Here is a 17,321-nt window from a genome sequence, read left to right as displayed (position 1 = left end):
TGTCAAAACAGGACTTCCGGAGCTGAAAACCTGTCCCTCTCCCCTGGTCTTTTAACACTACATGCCGGTTCCTCTACGCCGCCAGTTCACACCCTGAAACGAACGGGGAGGAAAGAGCTTCTTCCCCCATCTTCTTCCATCCGTCAAACTGCTACCGTGCTCAGCGCAGGCGTTCCATCAAGGCGTCAATGTCCATGGAATCCTGCCCATGGATCAGCTCGCCGAGAATGGGCGCGTCGGAAAACTCCTCCACCATGCTCCTGTTCGTCACGCAGGCCGTATCCCATTCATCCTTCACGTTATTAAACACAATGCCCAGGCATTCCAGGCCGCGCGCCTTGACCGCATTCAGCGTCAGCAGGGCATGATTGATGGCCCCCAGCTTGTTGCCGATTACCAGCAGCACGGGCAGCTTGAAATCCGCGGCCACGTCGCTGAAATTCCGGCCGGGGCCTATCGGGACTTCCCATCCCCCCACACCTTCCACCAGCACGCATTCATGCGCGGCGGCCAGGGCGTCATAGGCGCGGCGGATGGCTCCTTCATCCACCTGCGTATTCTCCAGCCGGGCCGCCACATAAGGGCAGGTGGCGTTCTTCAGGAAAACGGGATTCAGCTCGTCCAGCGTCAGCCCCGCCGGTCCTGCCTCGCGCAGAAGACGGGCATCCTGCCTGTCTCCGCAGGCCACGGGCTTGAACCCGGCGGCATTGATGCCCGCTTCTCTCAGGGCCTTGACGATCAGGCAGCTCACATAAGTCTTACCGACTTCCGTATCGGTTCCGGTAACAATGAAATTCCTCATAACGGTAAATCTTCAGGGATGGGATCTTCTAATCTCCTCAAGCTGCCCACGGGAGGGCACGCCGTCGTTCGTGGTCACCCAGTGATTGATAAAAGACCAGATGATCACAGCCAGCACCAGGCAGAACAGCTTGGCCGGCCAGTTAAGCAATAGCAGTTTTTTCATTGGAAGGAGAAATATTCAATAGCTCTTCAAGGCGGCCCTTCAACTGTTCCGGCGTCAGGTTGCGTTCCAGCTTGCCCCCCACGGCCAGGGCAATCGCCCCCGTTTCCTCGGACACCACCACCACCACGCAGTCGCTCTCCTCGGACATGCCCACGCCCGCCCGGTGGCGCAGCCCCAGGGTACGGTCGCTCATCTCCTTCTGGGAAACCGGGAACACGCAGGCCGCCGCGGAAATGCGGTCGCCGGAAATCACCACGCCTCCGTCGTGCAGGGCGGTCTTGGTATGGAAAATCGTCAGAGCCAGTTCCGGAGAAAAAATGGCGTCCAGCTTCACGCCGGAATCCTCAATGGGCTTCATGCTGATGCTACGCTCAAAAGCGAACAGGGCGCCGAACCGCTGGTTGGAAAGCTTGCTCACCGCCTTGCAGAAATTGTCCAGAAAGTCAACCCGCTGAAGCTTGGCGAAGGAGGAGAAGAACGGATGGCTGCCCAGCTTCGCCAGCCCCACACGCAGCTCCGGCTGGAAAATCACCACCAGCGCCAGCGCCAGGCCGGGGGCGAAAATGCGCGTCAGGATCCATGAAATCACGTTCAACTGGAAGAAAAAGGCCAGCACCACCAAGGCCAGGAAACAGGCGAACAGCCCCACCATGATGCGCGCGCCGCGCGTTGCATGGAAAGCGCGGTAAATCTGGTACAGGAATACCCACAGGATGAAAATTTCAACGATCGCCCGGAGCGCATCCTTGATCATAATCCAGTCCCACATGCGCAACAAGCTACACAACAACCCGCATGATTGCAATACCGATCCTTTCCCTTCAGTTTTTGTGCCGGATGAAGCAACCACGAACGGAAAACCTGAAAATCGGACGATTCCCTCTAGATGAGAAGTTCCGATTGAAGTCTGATGCTTTCGGCAAAAGTAATGCACTCTCGGGAAAAGCAAGAAGGCAATATCAGCGCGAAAACCTATAGTGGAAATTCAGGTGTGCCATTCTGCGCGAACCCGGAACACCGGAAAACTGCTCTGGGAAGATACCTATGCAGCAGAAAATCCAAATCATAAAAACAGTAAACATTACATAATCAAAACAATGAATTTACAAAACGTACAGTTCCTTAATAATGAATACACTAATGGAAGTGAAACAGCGCTCATTAACGGAATTCTTCAAAATACGAAACTGGAAAATTATCCACGTATTCAGGCACTCTCCGAAGACTTTGCGGACATCTGGAATTTCGTCACCACCTTCGGACGACCTCTCCAGGGAGAAGAGGTAGAATCCAAGCAACAGGAACGAACGGAATATTATCGAATAAACCCTATTGTCCCTTTGATGACTTTGTTTGAACGCAGAATCGCCTTTTGCAGGGAACGGTGCATTTTACTGCATATTCTTTGGGCTCAGTTAGGTTACCCAAGTGTGATCGTTACCGCCTCCAACGCAAGTGGCGATGAACGGCATGCCGTTCTCCTGACAAAGAATAAACAAGGCAAACATCTTATCTTTGATCCGGAAAATAAGATTGATGCTTATGGAAGTGATGACGATCGATTTTCCCAAGGTTATTCCTTCAGTGAACAACAACATTGTCAATTCAACCGGAACGTTCAAATGACCATCCTAGTGAGGCCCGTTAATCTCACCGCTCCAGTAAACTTCAGTTTCGCCGGACATTCAGCAACTCTTTCCTAATCCTAAAAAGAGTAGATTGCTCCCTTTCCCATATAAAATACAGGCTGTATTCAGGGGTCCGGTGTTATCCCTCTTGCCGCCTCACCGGTAAAAAACGGCGATTTATGATTTGCTGAGAAAAACATGCAGGAATACTCCATATTAGACCTCTCACATTGAAATTGTCACGCCAGACATAGATTGATATAAAGGGAGCATGAAGCTCCGGGTTTATCTCTCTCTGTTTTCCGCCCTGGCCATCCTCACCGTCTCCACGGGCTGCATCATTTCCCACTGCACCACCCCCGCGGCCGGCGGCGCTCCCGCCGCGGCCGTCCGCCCGGGGCTGGAGCAGGAACTGAAAAAGGACGTCCTCTATCTGGCCAAAACCTGCTACCCTCGCCCGGCGGGTTATGAAAAGAACCAGGCCAAGGCGGTCCAATACATCGCCCGGTCCCTGTCGGAATCGGGAGCCGCGGTCACGTACCAGCCTTTCACGGCGGACAAGCGCACCTTCGTCAACGTCAGCGCCGTTTTCCCCGGCAAATCCGCCAAAAGGGTCATCGTCGGCGCTCATTACGACACCTGCGGAAGCACCCCCGGAGCGGACGACAACGCCAGCGGCGTAGCCGGACTGCTGGCCCTGGGGCGCATGCTCAAGGGCATCTCCCCCCATGACACCATTGAACTCATCGCGTATGCCAACGAGGAACCGCCCTACTTCGGCACGGAACAGATGGGCAGCGCGCAGCACGCCCAAAAACTTTATACGGAACAGATAGGCGTGAAAGCCATGATCTGCCTGGAAATGATCGGCTACTTCTCGGACAAGGAAAACAGCCAGTCCTACCCCGCCGCGGGCATGGGCGACCTGTACCCGGACAAGGGGGACTTCATCGCCATCGTCGGCAACTGGGACAGCGTCAGGCTGGCGCGGACAGTCCAGAAAAACATGCAGTCCTTCCTGCCTACCGTCCGCCTGAACCTGCCGGAAATCAAGGGCATGTGCATGAACTTCTCCGACCACCGCAACTTCTGGGCCAAAGACCTGCCCGCCGTCATGATTACGGACACCTCCTTCTTCCGGAACCCGAACTACCATCAGTCCGGAGACCTGCCGGAAACGCTGGACTACCGCCGCATGGCCCAGGTGGTCCGGGGCGTGCACCAGGCCGTCCTGCATTTGGCGGCGGACGGCAAATAAAAGGAGAGATAAAAAACTTGCAGGACCGGACGGCCTCAGACCGCCTGCCCGTCCATGATCGTGATGATGCGGTCCCCCCGGCGGGCCAGGTGTTCGTCATGCGTCACGATTACCAGCGTCTTGCGGGATTCGTCCGCCAGGCCGAACAAAAGGTCCAGCACCTCCGCGCCGTTCTTCCGGTCCAGGTTCCCGGTAGGTTCATCTGCAAAAATAATCGGGGCGTCATTCGCCAGGGCGCGGGCGATCGCCACGCGCTGCTGCTCCCCGCCGCTCAGCTCGCTGGGCAGATGGTTCAGGCGGTGGGACAGGCCCACGCGCGCCATCAGCTCCGTCACGTACTCCACGCGCGGCCTCCTGCCGATGGAGGAAGCCAGGCACGCGTTTTCCAGCGCCGTCAGCTCCGGCATCAGCAGGTAATTCTGGAAAATGAATCCCATGTTCCGGTTCCGGAACACGGACCGCGCCGTGGCGGACAAGGCGTAAATATCCGTGCCGTCAATCGTCACCTTTCCCTCCTGGGGCGTCTCCAGCCCGGCCAGCGTGTACATCAGCGTGGTCTTGCCGGCTCCGCTGGGACCGCACAGGAACACCTTCTCCCCAGCGGCAATGTGCAGGTCCACCCCGTGCAGGATCTCAATGGATTTCTTGCCGATGGAATAGCTGCGGTGGAGGTTGGCGGCGGTAATCACGGGCGCAGTATAAGGGAATCCGTGCCGGATTAAAGTTCTATATTGTCAATAAGACGCACGTCGCCAAAATAGACGGCGGCGGCCATCAGGGCCGGATTCCGGTTCTCCTCCAGCGGCTGCATCGTCTCCGCATCCACAATCTCCAGATAATCGATGCGCGTGCCGGGCACGGCCCCAATCATGGCAGCGGCATGTTCCTTCACCGTCCGGACATCCGTTCCGGCCCGGAACTCGTCCCTGGCCTGAAGCATGGCCTTCCGTATCACCACGGCCTGCTCTTTCTGTTCCGCCGTCAGACGGGCGTTCCGGGAGGAATAGGCCAGGCCGTTCCCGTGCCTCACAATCTCCGCCCCGTGGATGTGCACCGGGAAATCCAGGTCACGCACCATGCGGCGGATAATCGCCAGCTGCTGGTAATCCTTCTTGCCGAAAATGGCGTCCGTGGGCTGCACCAGGTTGAACAACTTGGCAAGCACCGTGCAGACGCCGGAAAAATGTCCGGGGCGGGACGCCCCGCACAGCGTAGCGGATAAAAAGCTCTCCTCCACGGTAATGCTGCGCTCCCCGGAATACATCTCCTCCGGGGAGGGAGAAAACACGTAATCCACGCCCGCTCCCTCGCACACCTCCAAATCCTTTTCAGGGGTGCGGGGATAGGTCTGGAGGTCGGAGGAATTGTTGAACTGGATGGGATTGACGAAAATGCTGGCCACCACCACGCCGTCCTCCCCGGCCAGCTTGCGGGCCTGTTCCAGCAGGGCGCGGTGCCCGTCGTGAAGCGCTCCCATCGTGGGAACGAGAACCACGTGGTCATGCTTGCGGTGATGCTTGAGAAGGGCCGCCTTCAACTGGGCCTTGGTGGAAAATGTTTGCATGCGCCTAAAGTGGCCCCATGATGACAAAAGTTCAATCCTGAAATATAGCTAGAAGGTTGACGCATGCCGTTCCACATGTAAACTGGCAAAGTCAGAAGACGCTAAAAATTATGAGATTCTTCAAAACAGCATTATGTGTATCAGCTGCAATGGCATTAAGCGCCACTGCCAACGCCGAACTTAAAGTAGCAACGGTGGACGTGCAGAAACTCTTCGCCGACTACTATAAGACCCATGAAGCCCAGGCAGAAGTAGACAAGGCTGCCCAGACCGTACAGGAAACCAACAACACCCGCGCGGAAACCATCAAGAAGATGGAAGCCGACTTCAACGACATGGTCAAACAGCTTCAGGATCCCATGCTGAATGAAAAGGACAAGAAGGAGCTGGAACAGAAAGCCCAGATCAAGCGTCAGGAAGTCATCGCGCTGGAACAGGAACGCCGCGGCTTCGTGGAACGCCAGCTCAAGTCCCTTCAGGAACAGATGAAGGTGCGCTCCACCAAGATCATGGGTGAAATCACCAAGATCACGGAAGGCATCGCCACCAAGGGCAACTATGACCTCATTCTGGATAAGAGCGCCCAGGCTCTCCGTTCCAACCAGGTCTTCGTGTACACGAAGCCCAGCATGGACATCACCCCCTCCGTGATGAAGGAACTCAACAAGGACGCTCCCAAGGGCTTTGACCCCACCAAGAAAAAGACCCCGGCCGTTCCTGCCGCTCCCGCGGCCCCGGCCAACTAACCCTTGACATTACCCCCGGGAAGGCGGAATCATACTCCCATGAAGCTTACACTTGAAGCCGTGGCCGCCCTCACCGGGGGGAAAATCCTTTCTGGCGACCCCGAACTGACTGTGTTCGGGGTCGCTTCTCTTCTCGACGCATCTCATGAGGAAGCCTCCTTCCTCGGCAACGAGAAATACTTCGAAGACTTTCTTCACACCTCCGCCGGAATCGTCCTGGTGCCTCCGGCCCTGCCCGCGTACCCGGAAAACGTCGCCTTTGTGGAAGTGGACAATCCTTCCATGGCATTCAACGCCCTGGTGAAATACTTCATGGCTTCCGCCTACCGGTTCACGCCCGGCATCCATCCCACAGCTATTATCGACCCCACGGCCACCTTCAATCCGGACAAAATCCATGTGGGCGCCTATACCTGCATCGGCGCCCATTGCGTAATTGGCGACGGCACGGACATCGGCAACGGCTGCGACATCGGGGACGGCGTCACGATAGGGGAAAACTGCCGCCTGCACGCCCATGTCATCATCCGGGAACGCTGCAAGCTCGGCAGCCGGGTGACCATCCAGCCGGGGGCCGTCATCGGTTCCGACGGCTTCGGCTTCCTGATGGGAGACAACGGCCGTTACGTGGGCATTGACCAGGTGGGCATCGTGGAGCTGGGGGACGACGTGGACGTAGGAGCCAACACCACCATTGACCGTGCCAGGTTCGGCCGCACCATCGTGGGGGAAGGCACCAAGATAGACAACCTTATCCAGCTCGGCCACAACGTCGTCGTCGGCAAGCATTGCGTGATTGTCGCCCAATCCGGAATCGCCGGCAGCACCCAAGTCGGCGACTATGCAACCATCGCCGCCCAGGTCGGCATCTCCGGACACCTTAAAATCGGTTCGAAATCCGTTCTGGGAGCCAAAACGGGAGTCATCTCGGACATCCCGGAAAACGTCGCCTACTGGGGTTTCCCGGCATCTCCGTTCAAGGACGCCAGCCGCCAGTATGCCGCGCTCAAAAAGCTCCCGGCCCTCATCAAGGAAGTCCACGCTCTTAAAAGGAACCTGGAATCCCCCGGCAAGTAACGGGCTTTCCCCTCGCCGGACGCAACCAGCTCATCTGTGTCTGCAAGGCGCAGCCCTCAGGCCTGCCCCGTCCCCCAGCGGCGGTGCAGGAACCGTTCCAGCGGGGAAAACAGAATCTTGTCAGACAGCAGGCCGATCACCACGATCACGAACATGATGCCCACCACCTGGTTCATCGCGTTCAACTCCCGGCCGAAGTGCAGAAGCTGCCCCAGGCCGAAGCCGGTCAGGATGGGAACGAAAATTTCCGCCGCCATCAGGGAACGCCACGCAAAGGCCCAGCCCTGCTTCATCCCGCTCACCACAAACGGGGCGGAGGCAGGCAGCGTCACGTGAATCAGGCAATAAATGGGGCCAGCGCCCATGGTGCGCGCTGCGCGGGCATAAATGGGCGGAACGTTCCTCATGCCGTTGGCCGTCGCCAGAATCACGGACCACAGCGTCCCCATGATCACCACGAACAGCATGGCCCCCTCCGTCTGGCCGAACCACAGGGTAGCCAGCGGAACCCAGCATACGCTCGGGAGGGCCTGGAACCCCAGGGAAACGAGGCCCAGGGTATTCTGCATGAGCTGGAAGCGGGAACACAGCATGCCCAGGGGAATCCCCATCACCAGGCCTATTCCATACCCCATCACCAGCCTCTTCACAGTAATCCATGAAGCTTCCTCCAGAGATCCGTCCAGGAAGGAGGAGCATAAATACTCCCACACCTCCAGCGGAGAGGGAAACAAATAGGGCTTCCAGACCTTCTGGTCGCTCAAATACTGCCACAACCAGATCACGAGAATGAAAAACACGAGCGAGCAGGCATGGGCGCCCCACTTGGACCATTTGTTCCTGTTCATGCCATGGCTCCTTTCAAATCACGGGTGATGCGGGATGACAATTGCGCCAGATCGCGGCTGTTGATGTCCCTGGGATGGGGGAGGTCCACGAAATACTCCTCACAGACCCGGCCCGGATGCGGAGTAAACAGCACCACGCGGTCCCCCAGGCACACGGCCTCGCGCATATTGTGCGTGACGAAAATGATCGTCATGCCGCAACGGAAATGGATATCCTGAATATCCTGGTAAAGCTGTTCGCGGGTCATGGCGTCCAGGGCGGCAAAAGGCTCGTCCATCAGCAGGATGCGGGGGCTGGTAGCCAGGGCGCGGGCAAGCGCCACGCGCTGCTTCATCCCGCCGGAAAGTTCATGAATATGGGAATGCGCGCATTCCTTCAGCCCTACCAGCTCCAGATTCTTCTCCGCAATGGCGAGCCGGTCCCCCCGCGTCAGGCCGGGCGTCAGCTTCAGGCCGAACATTACGTTCCCCATCACGTCCAGCCACGGAAACAGGGCGGACTCCTGGAACATCACGGTGCGGTCCCGTCCGGGCCCCGTCACGGGAACCCCGTCCAGCTCAACCACCCCGGAAGTGGGAAACTCCAGCCCGGCGATGATATTCAGCAGGGAAGTCTTTCCGCAGCCGCTGGCCCCCACCAGGCAGACGAACTCGCCGCTCCTGATATTCAAATTGATGCCCTCCAGCGCCACCACCTTTCCGCGCCGCCCGTCAAACACCTTGCTCACGCCGGCAATGCGGAGCTTGCACCCTCCGGGGCCGCAATGTTCTTCACCCACAATCATCTTCCGGCAGCCTCCTTCACCATGGTCAACTGTTCCGCCGCCTCCTCCGGCACCACCAGGCCGCCCACGTCCGGAACCTCTTTCATGAAACCGGCCTCATGGGCGTCCCGCACAAACTGCTGGAGCTTGGGAATGGAAATCCTGTCCTTCATGACGATGCTCTTCCAGGCCTCCGCAATCAACGCCGGGTCTATCCTGGAATGGGTCAGCTCCTCCAGTTCCTTGACCACGATCGCCCGGGCCTCCTCCGGATGCTGCCTGATCCATTCATTCAGCTCTTCATGCGCCTGCACCAGGGCCTTCGCCACCTCCGGCTTCTCCTTGAGGAAATCCGCTCCGCATACCAGCACGGTGGCGATGGACTCCTTCTCGTCCACCAGCACCTTTCCCCCCGCCGTCATCACCAGACGGCTCACCCACGGCTCCACCGTCCACACGCCGTCCAGCTTGCCCTGCCGGAACAGGCTGAGCTGCTCCGGATTGGGGGTGGGCAGAATCGTCACGTCCCCGCCGCGCTGCGTCACGTGCAGGCCGCCGCGGGAAAACCAGGCACGGGCGGAAACATCCTGCGTATTCCCCAGCTGGGGAGTGGCGATCACTTTGCCGCGGAAATCAGCAGGCTCCTTCAGGGTGGAATCCTCCGGAACCACCAGGGCGGCGCCTCCTTCCACGGCCCCGGCAATCATCCTGATATCATCCCCGCGGGAACGCACAAACGCATTGATGGCCGGGCTTGGTCCCACGTAAGCCAGTTCAATGGAGCGGGCAAACACGGCCTCCATGGCGCTGGGCCCCGCATTGTACACGTACCAGTTGATCCTGACGTCCTTTCCGGTGGCCTCCTTGAGCCGTTCCTCAAACCACCCCTTCCCCTGCCGGGAAAAATGGTGTGCCACCAGGCCCTGCACATGCGTCACGTTGGGAAAATGGCCGAAGTTCAATTCAATGACGTTCGGATCGTCCTTCTCCTTCTTTCCGCAGGAAACAGCCAGCAGACAGAAAAACAGGGCCGGTAAAATCGTCAGGAATCTGGAATGGGACATAATCAAAAGGAATGAGTTACTGGGGCACAGCCATTTTTCCGCGCCCTTTCAGGCACCGACTAGCAGAAGAAGCCGCCCGCGGCAAGAATCCGATGGCAACAACTTTGTCACAATGTGGACAGCAGGAATGCCCATTTTGTTGAAAAACAATCCCGGTTCCGGACCTGAACCGGGCTTTATTGACAAAGCCGCCTATTCCCGTTACAAAAGGCTCCATTCCCAACCCGCCATGCAGTACCCCTCCAACCAGCCCCATTCCGGAGCATGGCTGGGCCTTCCTCCGGATGAGGAACGCCCGGTGGGCCAGGGCACCAGGTACCGCTGCATTCTCCTGATGCTCCTGTACTGGGCTCTTCTTTCCGCCGTTCCGCAGGGCGCGGACCGCTACGCTGAAATAGGCACCGTCCTCCCCGCCTGGATGGGAGCGCTGGAACTGACGCCTTTCCTGCTGGTGCCCGCTTTCCTGTTCCTGGCGGTGCGTACGGGCGCCCAATGGAGGGCCCTGATGATCGCCGTTTATGCGGGACTGCTCCTGAACCTGCTGATGAACCTGGCGCTTCCCGCGGGAGCCATGTGGGGCGACCTCCCCGCAGCCGGCCCCTACGGCACGCTTGTCTGGCCCGGCGGGGACCACCGGGAATGGCTGGTCACGCTGCCCCGTTTCCCGCAGCTATGGGCCCTCGTCATCTACGTCTTCCTCTCCGGCAACGGAGCTCCGCCCCTGCTCCGCCTGCTGGCCCTGGGCTGGTGGTTTCTGCTCTGCGTGGCCCCTGTGAACACGGGCATGGTGGGGTATGCGGACATCCTGGGTCCGCTGGTCATCATCGCCCTCGTCCTCGGCTGCATGCACCTGGCGGAAAAACGCGCCTCCCGGCAAACCAGGAACTGAAAAAAGCCGGGGCGGCCATTCCATGGAGGAAACAGCCGCCCCAGGGTCAACGGGCATCGCCCCGCGGAAGACTGCCGCATGCGGCAGCCCCCGGCGGAACCCGTTACTTCCAGATCACTTCAAAAATATTCACGGAGCTTCCCTTCTTCCCGGTCAGGCCGAGGGCCTTCACCGGCTTCTTGACGGACTTCAGGCTGAACGTATTCACCTTCCTGCCCTTGGCCAGATTGCCCACGGGAACCCACCGTCCGTCGGCCCCGCAGGCCAGCACGGAAGCTTCCTTACCGTCGGACAGGACAATGGCGGAATTCGCACGGGGGGAAGCACAGGGAATCTCCACCTTCTCCGGAGACAGCTCCACCGGGAGGAACGTAGCCAGGTTGAAATCCCCGGCGGCTCCGTTGTCGGCAGACTTTCCTCCCTTGTTGGCAAGATTCAGTTTGAACTCTTCCAGGGTCACCTCCTGCGGGGAGGATCCGGCGTTCAACAGCCTGATGCCTTTGATCACGCCGCCAATCTCCGCAGAACCGTCCGCCTTCAACGGAACCTCCGTCCAGGACTTTCCGTCCATGGAAATGTACAATTTGGCCCACTTCATGTCCGGCGTCTTCAAATTGACGGAGGCGGACTCCACGGATGCTCCCGCCGGAATTTGAAGCCCCAGGGACTTCTTCGGCGGCAGGGGATGCACCTCCATGATGCGCTTCAGGGAAATATCCTTGTCCCCGGCTTCAACCACAGCAGTCTTGAACGCCGGAGCGTCCGTCAGCACGGAAGGAGCGGCGGGGGCATTCACCTTGAAATCCCGGATGGCCGTCCACACGTCGGACTTCCCGCCCGGAACACCCTGCGCCGTAGCACGGTAGCGTACAAAACGGCCCTTCTTGCCATTTCCCTGGTACTCCACGCGAAGCCCGCTGGACTCCGGCATCAGGGGCGACCAGGACTGCCCGTCCATGGATACCTCAAGCTGGCCCTTGTTCACGGCATCCGTATCGGAATCATTGCGGCCCATCACGATGGAAACGGTGCGTATCTCCCGCGGAGCGCCCAGGTCCACGCCGAAAAAGTCGCCCTTCTTCTGGACCTCCTTGCAATAATAGAAGGACTCGGGATCGTCATCCAGCATCTTCTCGATCCCTCCCTTGGACTTGGTGGAAACATAAGGCTTCACACGGCCAACGGCCTGTCCGCTCACACGGGAAAGCACGGGGGTGGACCCCATGTCCAGCAGCTCCCGCACGGCAGGGGCCATCACCAGTTCGGACGGCTTGACGGCGGTCTGCCACGGGGAATTTTTCTTGGTCACCTCCGTCACGTGCTTGTTGATGGCCTTGCTGATCTCCTTGCTGTAACGCTGCATCTCGGCAAGCAGGCAGGCGGCCTCCATGGCGTAATTCAGCGCTCCGGAGGCATTTCCCGCCTCCGTGGCCTCAATCATCTGCATGCTGTTCATTCCAGCTTTGCCCAGGGACTCGAACTGGATGAGCCACGGCTCTACCTCTGCGACGAAAGCGGGATTGTTCGATTTCGCCCGGATCATGTCCGGAGCCTGGGCCATCTTCGCAAACTCGGCCTTCAGGCGGTCAAACGCCTTGCTTTCAGACACCTTGGCGCCGCGGCGGCACAATTCCAGCACCTGCTCCACCACGGGGGCAATCTCTACGGACTCCTCCTTGCGGTAATTGTGCCCGCTGGGCCCCCCGTCGCTGTTATGGTCGGCAAACGTCTGCATGGCGGAGGCACAGCCGGGGAACAAAATCCGGATGCTGTCCTTCCATGTCTTGTCGGAATCATAGGCCTTGGCATTCCAGGTCATGTTAGCCACGCTGAACAGGGAAATCTTGGAGGCCTCCGGCTTGTCCATCGGATTGGAAGCAAACCCCTGCATGAACGGCATCGCGTCCGCATCCACGCCATAGGTGCGCCCCAGGAACAGGGCGTGGCGCACGTAATCCGTCACCGGGAAATTCCACCAGATGAACGCCGGCCGCTGCAAATACTTGTTGATCCCCTTCAAGGCCGGGGTCCGGATATCGCTCACGATGCTGGACCCGGTCCACATGATGCCGATGTCCTTGTCCAGATGTTCCCCCATCACCTCGTGGTAGCGGCCACCTCCGCCGGAATACGCCGTGGGGCACACGATCAGCGGAGTCACGTCTGGCTTCTTGTGGATAAACTCCTTGTTCAGGTAATTCAGGAACTCCACCTGGCCTTCCGGTTTGGCGCCCTCCCCGCCGATGTCGTCAAAAAACACGGCAAAGGAGCGGAACCCCAGGTCATACATCATCTCAAACTTCTTCACGGCGGCTTTCCGGTCCGCCTCCCCCCAGTGAATGTCCGCTCCGGGGTGCACCGCCCAGACAAAATTCACCTTGTTCTGCTTCGCGACCTTCACCAGCTCTTTCAGGTCCTTCGCCATGTCCGCGGGATACGGCTCGCGCCAACGCTTGGAAAAACCGTGGAACACGTCGTCCTTCGGGCCGTAGATGTAAGTATTCATCTTGTACTTCCCGTAAAACTTGAACTGGCTGATGCGTCCTTCCTGCCCCCAGGGCAGGCCGTAAAAGCCTTCAATGGTGCCGCGGAAGGGAACGTCCGGCCAGTCCAGAACCTCCACCACAGGCACCGTTACGCCGGAAGGAGTCTTCTCCGCCAGTTGAAGCAGCGTCTGGGCCGCGTAAAACAGGCCTTCGTCGTCATAGCCCGTCATCCGGATGCCCTGCTGCGTGACGCTCAGGGAATAAGCCCCGGCCTTCTGCGGAACATTCCCGGCGGCCTTTTTGCTTCCCTTGATGATGGACATCTGCACGGGCAGCCCGTTCGGAGCGATGGAAAACATGCTCTTCAGCGCATTCACGGTAGGTTCGTCCCGCGCTCCCGACAGCTTCAGGGCCGGAACCGTCACGGAACCGCCGCTCCTGGTCATCTTCTGCGGGATGGGATACACCGGCATCTTGGCCGTTTTTTTGGCGCGGGAGGCCGCAGGCGCGGAGGAAGAGGCCGGAGAAGAGGACTGGGCGAACACCGGAAGGGCAAGGCCGGCTCCCAGCGCCGTAACCGCCATCATGGATCGGAAGGAAATCAAGTTCATATGTGCAAAAGTAAAAAGCCTGTACAGGACAAGTCCACGAAACTACGGACCAATCGCCCCACTTCTAACAGGGCGCTCCCCGTATGTCAAATTACTTCGCCCCATTCGGGAAGTTGCCTCTTCCGGGGATAAGTCATTCAGGAATCCGGTTGTTCCCGCAAACACCGCCGAATTCCCAACCCGGCTCTCCGTTTCCCTCCTTCATGCCCGGTTCCACATCGCGACGGCCGCCGCTGGAGGAGCAGCTCCCGGGACGGGAAAAGCGGGAATGTGCTAAAACACGGGAACGACCGGGCAGACAGCCGGGGACGGCACGCCATCAAGAGTTGCAAAAGAACGGCCTCCCCTATTCTTCACGATTGAAGAATCCGGAAATATCGAAATAGACGACCAGCTCCTTGCCTTTTTTCGTCCTGATCGTGACCAGGTCATAATACTTGCCTCCTTCCTTGACGAGCGCCTGCTTGAGCTTTTCGTAATTTCCGTACTTCTTCTTGAGCCATTTCCGTTCGGCAGGAACGCCATCCATCGAACTTTTCGCTCCGGCAATCACGACGGCCTTCTCAAAGCTGGAGCCGTCTCCGCCCTGATAGGTAATGCGGGTGGCCGCTTCTCTTTTTTCCAGCCGCTCGGGCATGGCCGGCTCTGCGGTTTTGGCAGCGGCGCACAGGCCAGGAAACAACGCAATCAATAACAGGGGTAGCAAGGGTTTCATCCTATTGGATAGATAAGAAATATTCATTCCCTTGTAAAGCTTTCTTTTTGAAGCAGGAACATCCATCATTACATCCCGGCGGCCGGAACACGGGGAGGGCTGACAGGGCAGTCCTGAGCAATCACTCCCAAGCTTACAGCCACGCCACTACTTCTTCCAACGCCTCCACACGGGCTGTGGCGAGAGTCGGGACATCTTCCGCGGAAAAAAGGAAATTCCGCCCCACTCCGGCGGCAAGCGCAGCGCGAATGTCTCGCTCCCGGTCACCCACGGACACGCAAGCCGCCATATCCAGTCCATGGGCGGCGGCGGCTTTCAAAAACAGGCCGGGATTCGGCTTCCGGTCAGGATGGCCGTCATCCACGCTGGGACAGTGGAACACATCCGCTATCTCCGCTCCGGCGGCGCTGAACGCGCCTTTCATATGCTCCGTCAGCCGGGTGAAATCCCCTTCCGTAAACATGCCGCGGCCTATGCCGGACTGGTTGGTCACCACCAGCACCAGATACCCCTTCTCCTTCGCCCGGCGGCAAAGGTCCAGAATACCGGGAACCAGCTGAAAATCCTCAATGCGGTGCACGTAGCCGCCGTCCACATTGACCACGCCGTCCCGGTCCAGAAACAGAGCCTTAGCTGCCATACATTTCCTGCTCAACCAGCTCGCAGACCAGATGGCCCACGGCAATGTGCATCTCCTGGATATTGTTCGTGGCATGGGAGGGGACGGCAATGCAGAAATCCGCACAGTCCCTCATCTCCCCGCCGCCCTGGCCCGTCAGGGCCACGGTCCTGACGCCCATGCGGCGCGCCAGCTCCATCGCCAGGACGATGTTCTGGCTATTGCCGCTCGTGGAAAGCCCCACCAACAGGTCACCGGAACGGCCTAATCCCTGCAATTGCCTGGAAAAGACCGTTTCATACCCGTAATCATTCCCTACGGCGGTCAGGATGGAGGTATCCACCGTCAGGGCCAGCGCATTCATGGCGGGACGGTTCAGCTTGTAGCGGCCCACCAGCTCGGCGGCCAGGTGCTGGGAATCCGCGGCGGAGCCTCCGTTGCCGCAGAACATGATCTTGTTCCCGGCCTTGAGGGTATCCGCGCAGACGCGGGCGACTTGTTCAATCTCTCCGGCCATGGCGGCCAGAGCCTTGAAATTATCCGCTATTCCTAAAATCTGATTCCTGATGTACTCGCTCATTCCGGACTGTTCTTCATGCGGTTGATGATATTGGTGGAGGAAAAGCCCTCCAGGCGGGGCAGCTCAAGAGCCTGTCCCCCGTAAGATGTGACGTACTGCCCTTCCGGCCAGCGTTCCAGAGGATAGCCCTCCTTGGCGATCACGTCCGGGCGCAACTTCTCAATCAACGGCAGTGCCGTATCCTCGTCAAACGGCACCACGTAATCGATAAAATCCAGGGAGGCCAGCAGCAGGGAACGCATCTCCTCATTATTGATCGGCCTGTCCTCTCCCTTCAACCGCTTGATGGAGGCGTCCGTATTCAGCCCCACGAAAAGCACGTCGCACGCTTCCCGCGCCTTCATGAAGGAATGCAGATGCCCCAGGTGCAGCAGGTCAAAACAACCGTTCGTAAACCCCACCACCTTCTTCTCCCGTCGGAAACGCTCCGCCAGCTCCGCCGCGGCTTCCGGCGTCAGAATATTGTTCCGGTGATGCCAGGAGGACGCCTTGAGGGCCTTCTCCTCCAGCGCCTTCTTCAGCTCCGCTCCGGTCACGCTGGCCGTCCCGAACTTGCCCACCACGATTCCGGCGGCCACGTTGGACACCACCAGGGCCTCCGGCACCGTAGCTCCGGCCGCCAGCGCCGCGCCCAGGCTGGCGAGGGAGGTATCCCCCGCTCCGGACACGTCAAAAACCTCACGGGCCTCCGTGGGAATGCAGACAAAATCGGAAGGATTGGAGGAAGGAATGAAAATCATGCCGTGCTCGCTCAGGGTGACGAGCAAATTCTCAATGCCGAACTCGGAAAACAGCCGTTGAGCCCCTGCGATGGCATCCCTTTCCCACCCTGTCGCGGAAGGATTCAGCGTCACCCCGGTCGCCTCCTGGAACTCCTTCATATTGGGCTTCACCAGCGTGGCCCCCTTGTAACGGGAGTAATCCGAACCCTTCGGATCCACAATCACGGACTTGCCCGCCGCACGGCACCGGGCGATCACGTCAGGGGTTGTCTGCCCGTCAAACAGCCCTTTCCCGTAATCGGACAAAAGAACAAGGTCGGCCTCCGGCAGGCAGGCGTCCACCCGTTCCAGAAAACGGGAGACCAGCTCCGGAACCATCCGCAGCGGCTGTTCCTGGTCCGCCCTCAGCAAATGGTGCTTCCCCGCCACAAAACGGACCTTCACGGTCGTCTCATACCCTTCGCACTCCACCAGCTCCGGAACGCAGCACGTCTCTTCCAGAAAACGCCTTACCTGCCGTCCATGGCCGTCATTCCCCACCACGCTGACGAAGGTGGTGCGGCATCCCAGCGCGCACAGATTGGTCACCACGTTGCCCGCGCCGCCCAGCATGCGCGTCTCCCGGTCCATCTTCATGATGGGAACCGGAGCCTCCGGGGAAATCCGGCTGACGCTCCCGTACAGGAACTTGTCCAGCATTACGTCCCCGATGCAGAGAATCCGCACGCGGGGAAATCCGTCAATCAATGTATGCAGCCGGTTCATGGGAGACGTTCCTTTCTA

18 protein-coding genes are annotated in these 17,321 nt (G+C 59.0%); 5 read left to right on the top strand and 13 right to left on the bottom strand.

Annotation, left to right across the window (positions count from 1 at the left end):
- Nucleotides 1-160: 160 nt before the first annotated feature.
- The 3 genes from bioD to cdaA are packed head-to-tail and all read right to left on the bottom strand — an operon-like array spanning nt 161 to nt 1,736.
- Nucleotides 161-802: a dethiobiotin synthase gene (gene bioD, locus QSJ36_RS06875; protein WP_102721928.1), complete on the bottom strand. Its 642-nt coding sequence runs from the start codon at nt 800-802 to the stop codon at nt 161-163.
- Nucleotides 803-814: 12 nt separating this feature from the next.
- Nucleotides 815-967, bottom strand: coding sequence for a hypothetical protein (locus QSJ36_RS06870; protein ID WP_012419453.1), 153 nt, complete (start codon nt 965-967; stop codon nt 815-817).
- A complete protein-coding gene (gene cdaA, locus QSJ36_RS06865) occupies nt 945-1,736 on the bottom strand; it encodes a diadenylate cyclase CdaA (RefSeq protein WP_022396547.1) in 792 nt (263 codons plus the stop codon). The genes QSJ36_RS06870 and cdaA overlap by 23 nt, the downstream gene beginning before the upstream one ends.
- A 328-nt stretch (nt 1,737-2,064) precedes the next feature.
- Here cdaA and QSJ36_RS06860 point away from each other — a divergent pair, with 328 nt between their 5' ends.
- Nucleotides 2,065-2,670 carry a hypothetical protein gene (locus QSJ36_RS06860; protein ID WP_146018206.1) on the top strand — a complete coding sequence of 202 codons (606 nt, stop codon included), beginning with the start codon at nt 2,065-2,067 and terminating at the stop codon, nt 2,668-2,670.
- A 196-nt stretch (nt 2,671-2,866) separates the two neighbouring features.
- Complete coding sequence (locus QSJ36_RS06855; protein WP_285467866.1) at nt 2,867-3,853, top strand: M28 family peptidase; 987 nt, start codon at nt 2,867-2,869, stop codon at nt 3,851-3,853.
- Between the two features lie 35 nt (nt 3,854-3,888).
- Here the strand turns inward: QSJ36_RS06855 and QSJ36_RS06850 are convergent, their stop codons facing one another.
- Both QSJ36_RS06850 and panC read right to left on the bottom strand, forming a co-directional pair.
- Nucleotides 3,889-4,542, bottom strand: a complete 654-nt coding sequence (locus QSJ36_RS06850) for an ABC transporter ATP-binding protein (protein WP_022396544.1) — start codon at nt 4,540-4,542, stop codon at nt 3,889-3,891.
- Nucleotides 4,543-4,571: 29 nt separating this feature from the next.
- The gene (gene panC, locus QSJ36_RS06845) at nt 4,572-5,417 is read right to left on the bottom strand and encodes a pantoate--beta-alanine ligase (RefSeq protein ID WP_102721933.1); all 846 of its coding nucleotides are present in this window, start codon (nt 5,415-5,417) and stop codon (nt 4,572-4,574) included.
- Nucleotides 5,418-5,566: 149 nt separating this feature from the next.
- Between panC and QSJ36_RS06840 the strand changes: the two genes are divergently transcribed.
- The gene (locus QSJ36_RS06840) at nt 5,567-6,163 is read left to right on the top strand and encodes an OmpH family outer membrane protein (protein ID WP_022396542.1); all 597 of its coding nucleotides are present in this window, start codon (nt 5,567-5,569) and stop codon (nt 6,161-6,163) included.
- 39 nt (nt 6,164-6,202) lie between these two features.
- On the top strand, nt 6,203-7,240 hold the full coding sequence (gene lpxD, locus QSJ36_RS06835; RefSeq protein WP_102721935.1) for a UDP-3-O-(3-hydroxymyristoyl)glucosamine N-acyltransferase: 1,038 nt from the start codon (nt 6,203-6,205) through the stop codon (nt 7,238-7,240).
- 56 nt (nt 7,241-7,296) lie between these two features.
- Here lpxD and QSJ36_RS06830 read toward each other — a convergent pair whose 3' ends face one another.
- From QSJ36_RS06830 to QSJ36_RS06820, 3 genes are read right to left on the bottom strand one after another with little or no spacing between them, the layout of a single operon-like run.
- Nucleotides 7,297-8,088, bottom strand: a complete 792-nt coding sequence (locus QSJ36_RS06830; protein WP_022396540.1) for an ABC transporter permease — start codon at nt 8,086-8,088, stop codon at nt 7,297-7,299.
- Nucleotides 8,085-8,873, bottom strand: coding sequence for an ABC transporter ATP-binding protein (locus QSJ36_RS06825; RefSeq protein ID WP_022396539.1), 789 nt, complete (start codon nt 8,871-8,873; stop codon nt 8,085-8,087). The genes QSJ36_RS06830 and QSJ36_RS06825 overlap by 4 nt, the downstream gene beginning before the upstream one ends.
- Nucleotides 8,870-9,916: an ABC transporter substrate-binding protein gene (locus QSJ36_RS06820; protein WP_285467861.1), complete on the bottom strand. Its 1,047-nt coding sequence runs from the start codon at nt 9,914-9,916 to the stop codon at nt 8,870-8,872. Before QSJ36_RS06820 ends, QSJ36_RS06825 begins: the two co-directional genes overlap by 4 nt.
- A gap of 229 nt (nt 9,917-10,145) precedes the next feature.
- Between QSJ36_RS06820 and QSJ36_RS06815 the strand changes: the two genes are divergently transcribed.
- The gene (locus QSJ36_RS06815; protein ID WP_285467859.1) at nt 10,146-10,805 is read left to right on the top strand and encodes a hypothetical protein; all 660 of its coding nucleotides are present in this window, start codon (nt 10,146-10,148) and stop codon (nt 10,803-10,805) included.
- Between the two features lie 103 nt (nt 10,806-10,908).
- Here QSJ36_RS06815 and QSJ36_RS06810 read toward each other — a convergent pair whose 3' ends face one another.
- The 5 genes from QSJ36_RS06810 to QSJ36_RS06790 form a co-directional block, all read right to left on the bottom strand.
- Nucleotides 10,909-13,878 (bottom strand): beta-N-acetylglucosaminidase domain-containing protein, encoded by a 2,970-nt coding sequence (locus QSJ36_RS06810; RefSeq protein ID WP_285467857.1) that lies wholly within the window; start codon nt 13,876-13,878, stop codon nt 10,909-10,911.
- A 370-nt stretch (nt 13,879-14,248) separates the two neighbouring features.
- The gene (locus QSJ36_RS06805; RefSeq protein ID WP_022396535.1) at nt 14,249-14,617 is read right to left on the bottom strand and encodes a hypothetical protein; all 369 of its coding nucleotides are present in this window, start codon (nt 14,615-14,617) and stop codon (nt 14,249-14,251) included.
- A gap of 133 nt (nt 14,618-14,750) precedes the next feature.
- Nucleotides 14,751-15,257 carry an HAD family hydrolase gene (locus QSJ36_RS06800; protein ID WP_285467855.1) on the bottom strand — a complete coding sequence of 169 codons (507 nt, stop codon included), beginning with the start codon at nt 15,255-15,257 and terminating at the stop codon, nt 14,751-14,753.
- Nucleotides 15,247-15,816 carry a D-sedoheptulose 7-phosphate isomerase gene (gene gmhA / locus QSJ36_RS06795; protein ID WP_022396533.1) on the bottom strand — a complete coding sequence of 190 codons (570 nt, stop codon included), beginning with the start codon at nt 15,814-15,816 and terminating at the stop codon, nt 15,247-15,249. Before gmhA ends, QSJ36_RS06800 begins: the two co-directional genes overlap by 11 nt.
- Nucleotides 15,813-17,303, bottom strand: coding sequence for a bifunctional heptose 7-phosphate kinase/heptose 1-phosphate adenyltransferase (locus tag QSJ36_RS06790; protein ID WP_285467851.1), 1,491 nt, complete (start codon nt 17,301-17,303; stop codon nt 15,813-15,815). The genes gmhA and QSJ36_RS06790 overlap by 4 nt, the downstream gene beginning before the upstream one ends.
- Between the last annotated feature and the right edge of the window lie 18 nt (nt 17,304-17,321).

The organism is Akkermansia sp. NBRC 115031, from assembly GCF_030268505.1.
GTDB classification, from domain to species: Bacteria; Verrucomicrobiota; Verrucomicrobiia; order Verrucomicrobiales; family Akkermansiaceae; genus Akkermansia; species Akkermansia massiliensis.
This window is presented reverse-complemented; position numbering and strand designations above follow the sequence as displayed.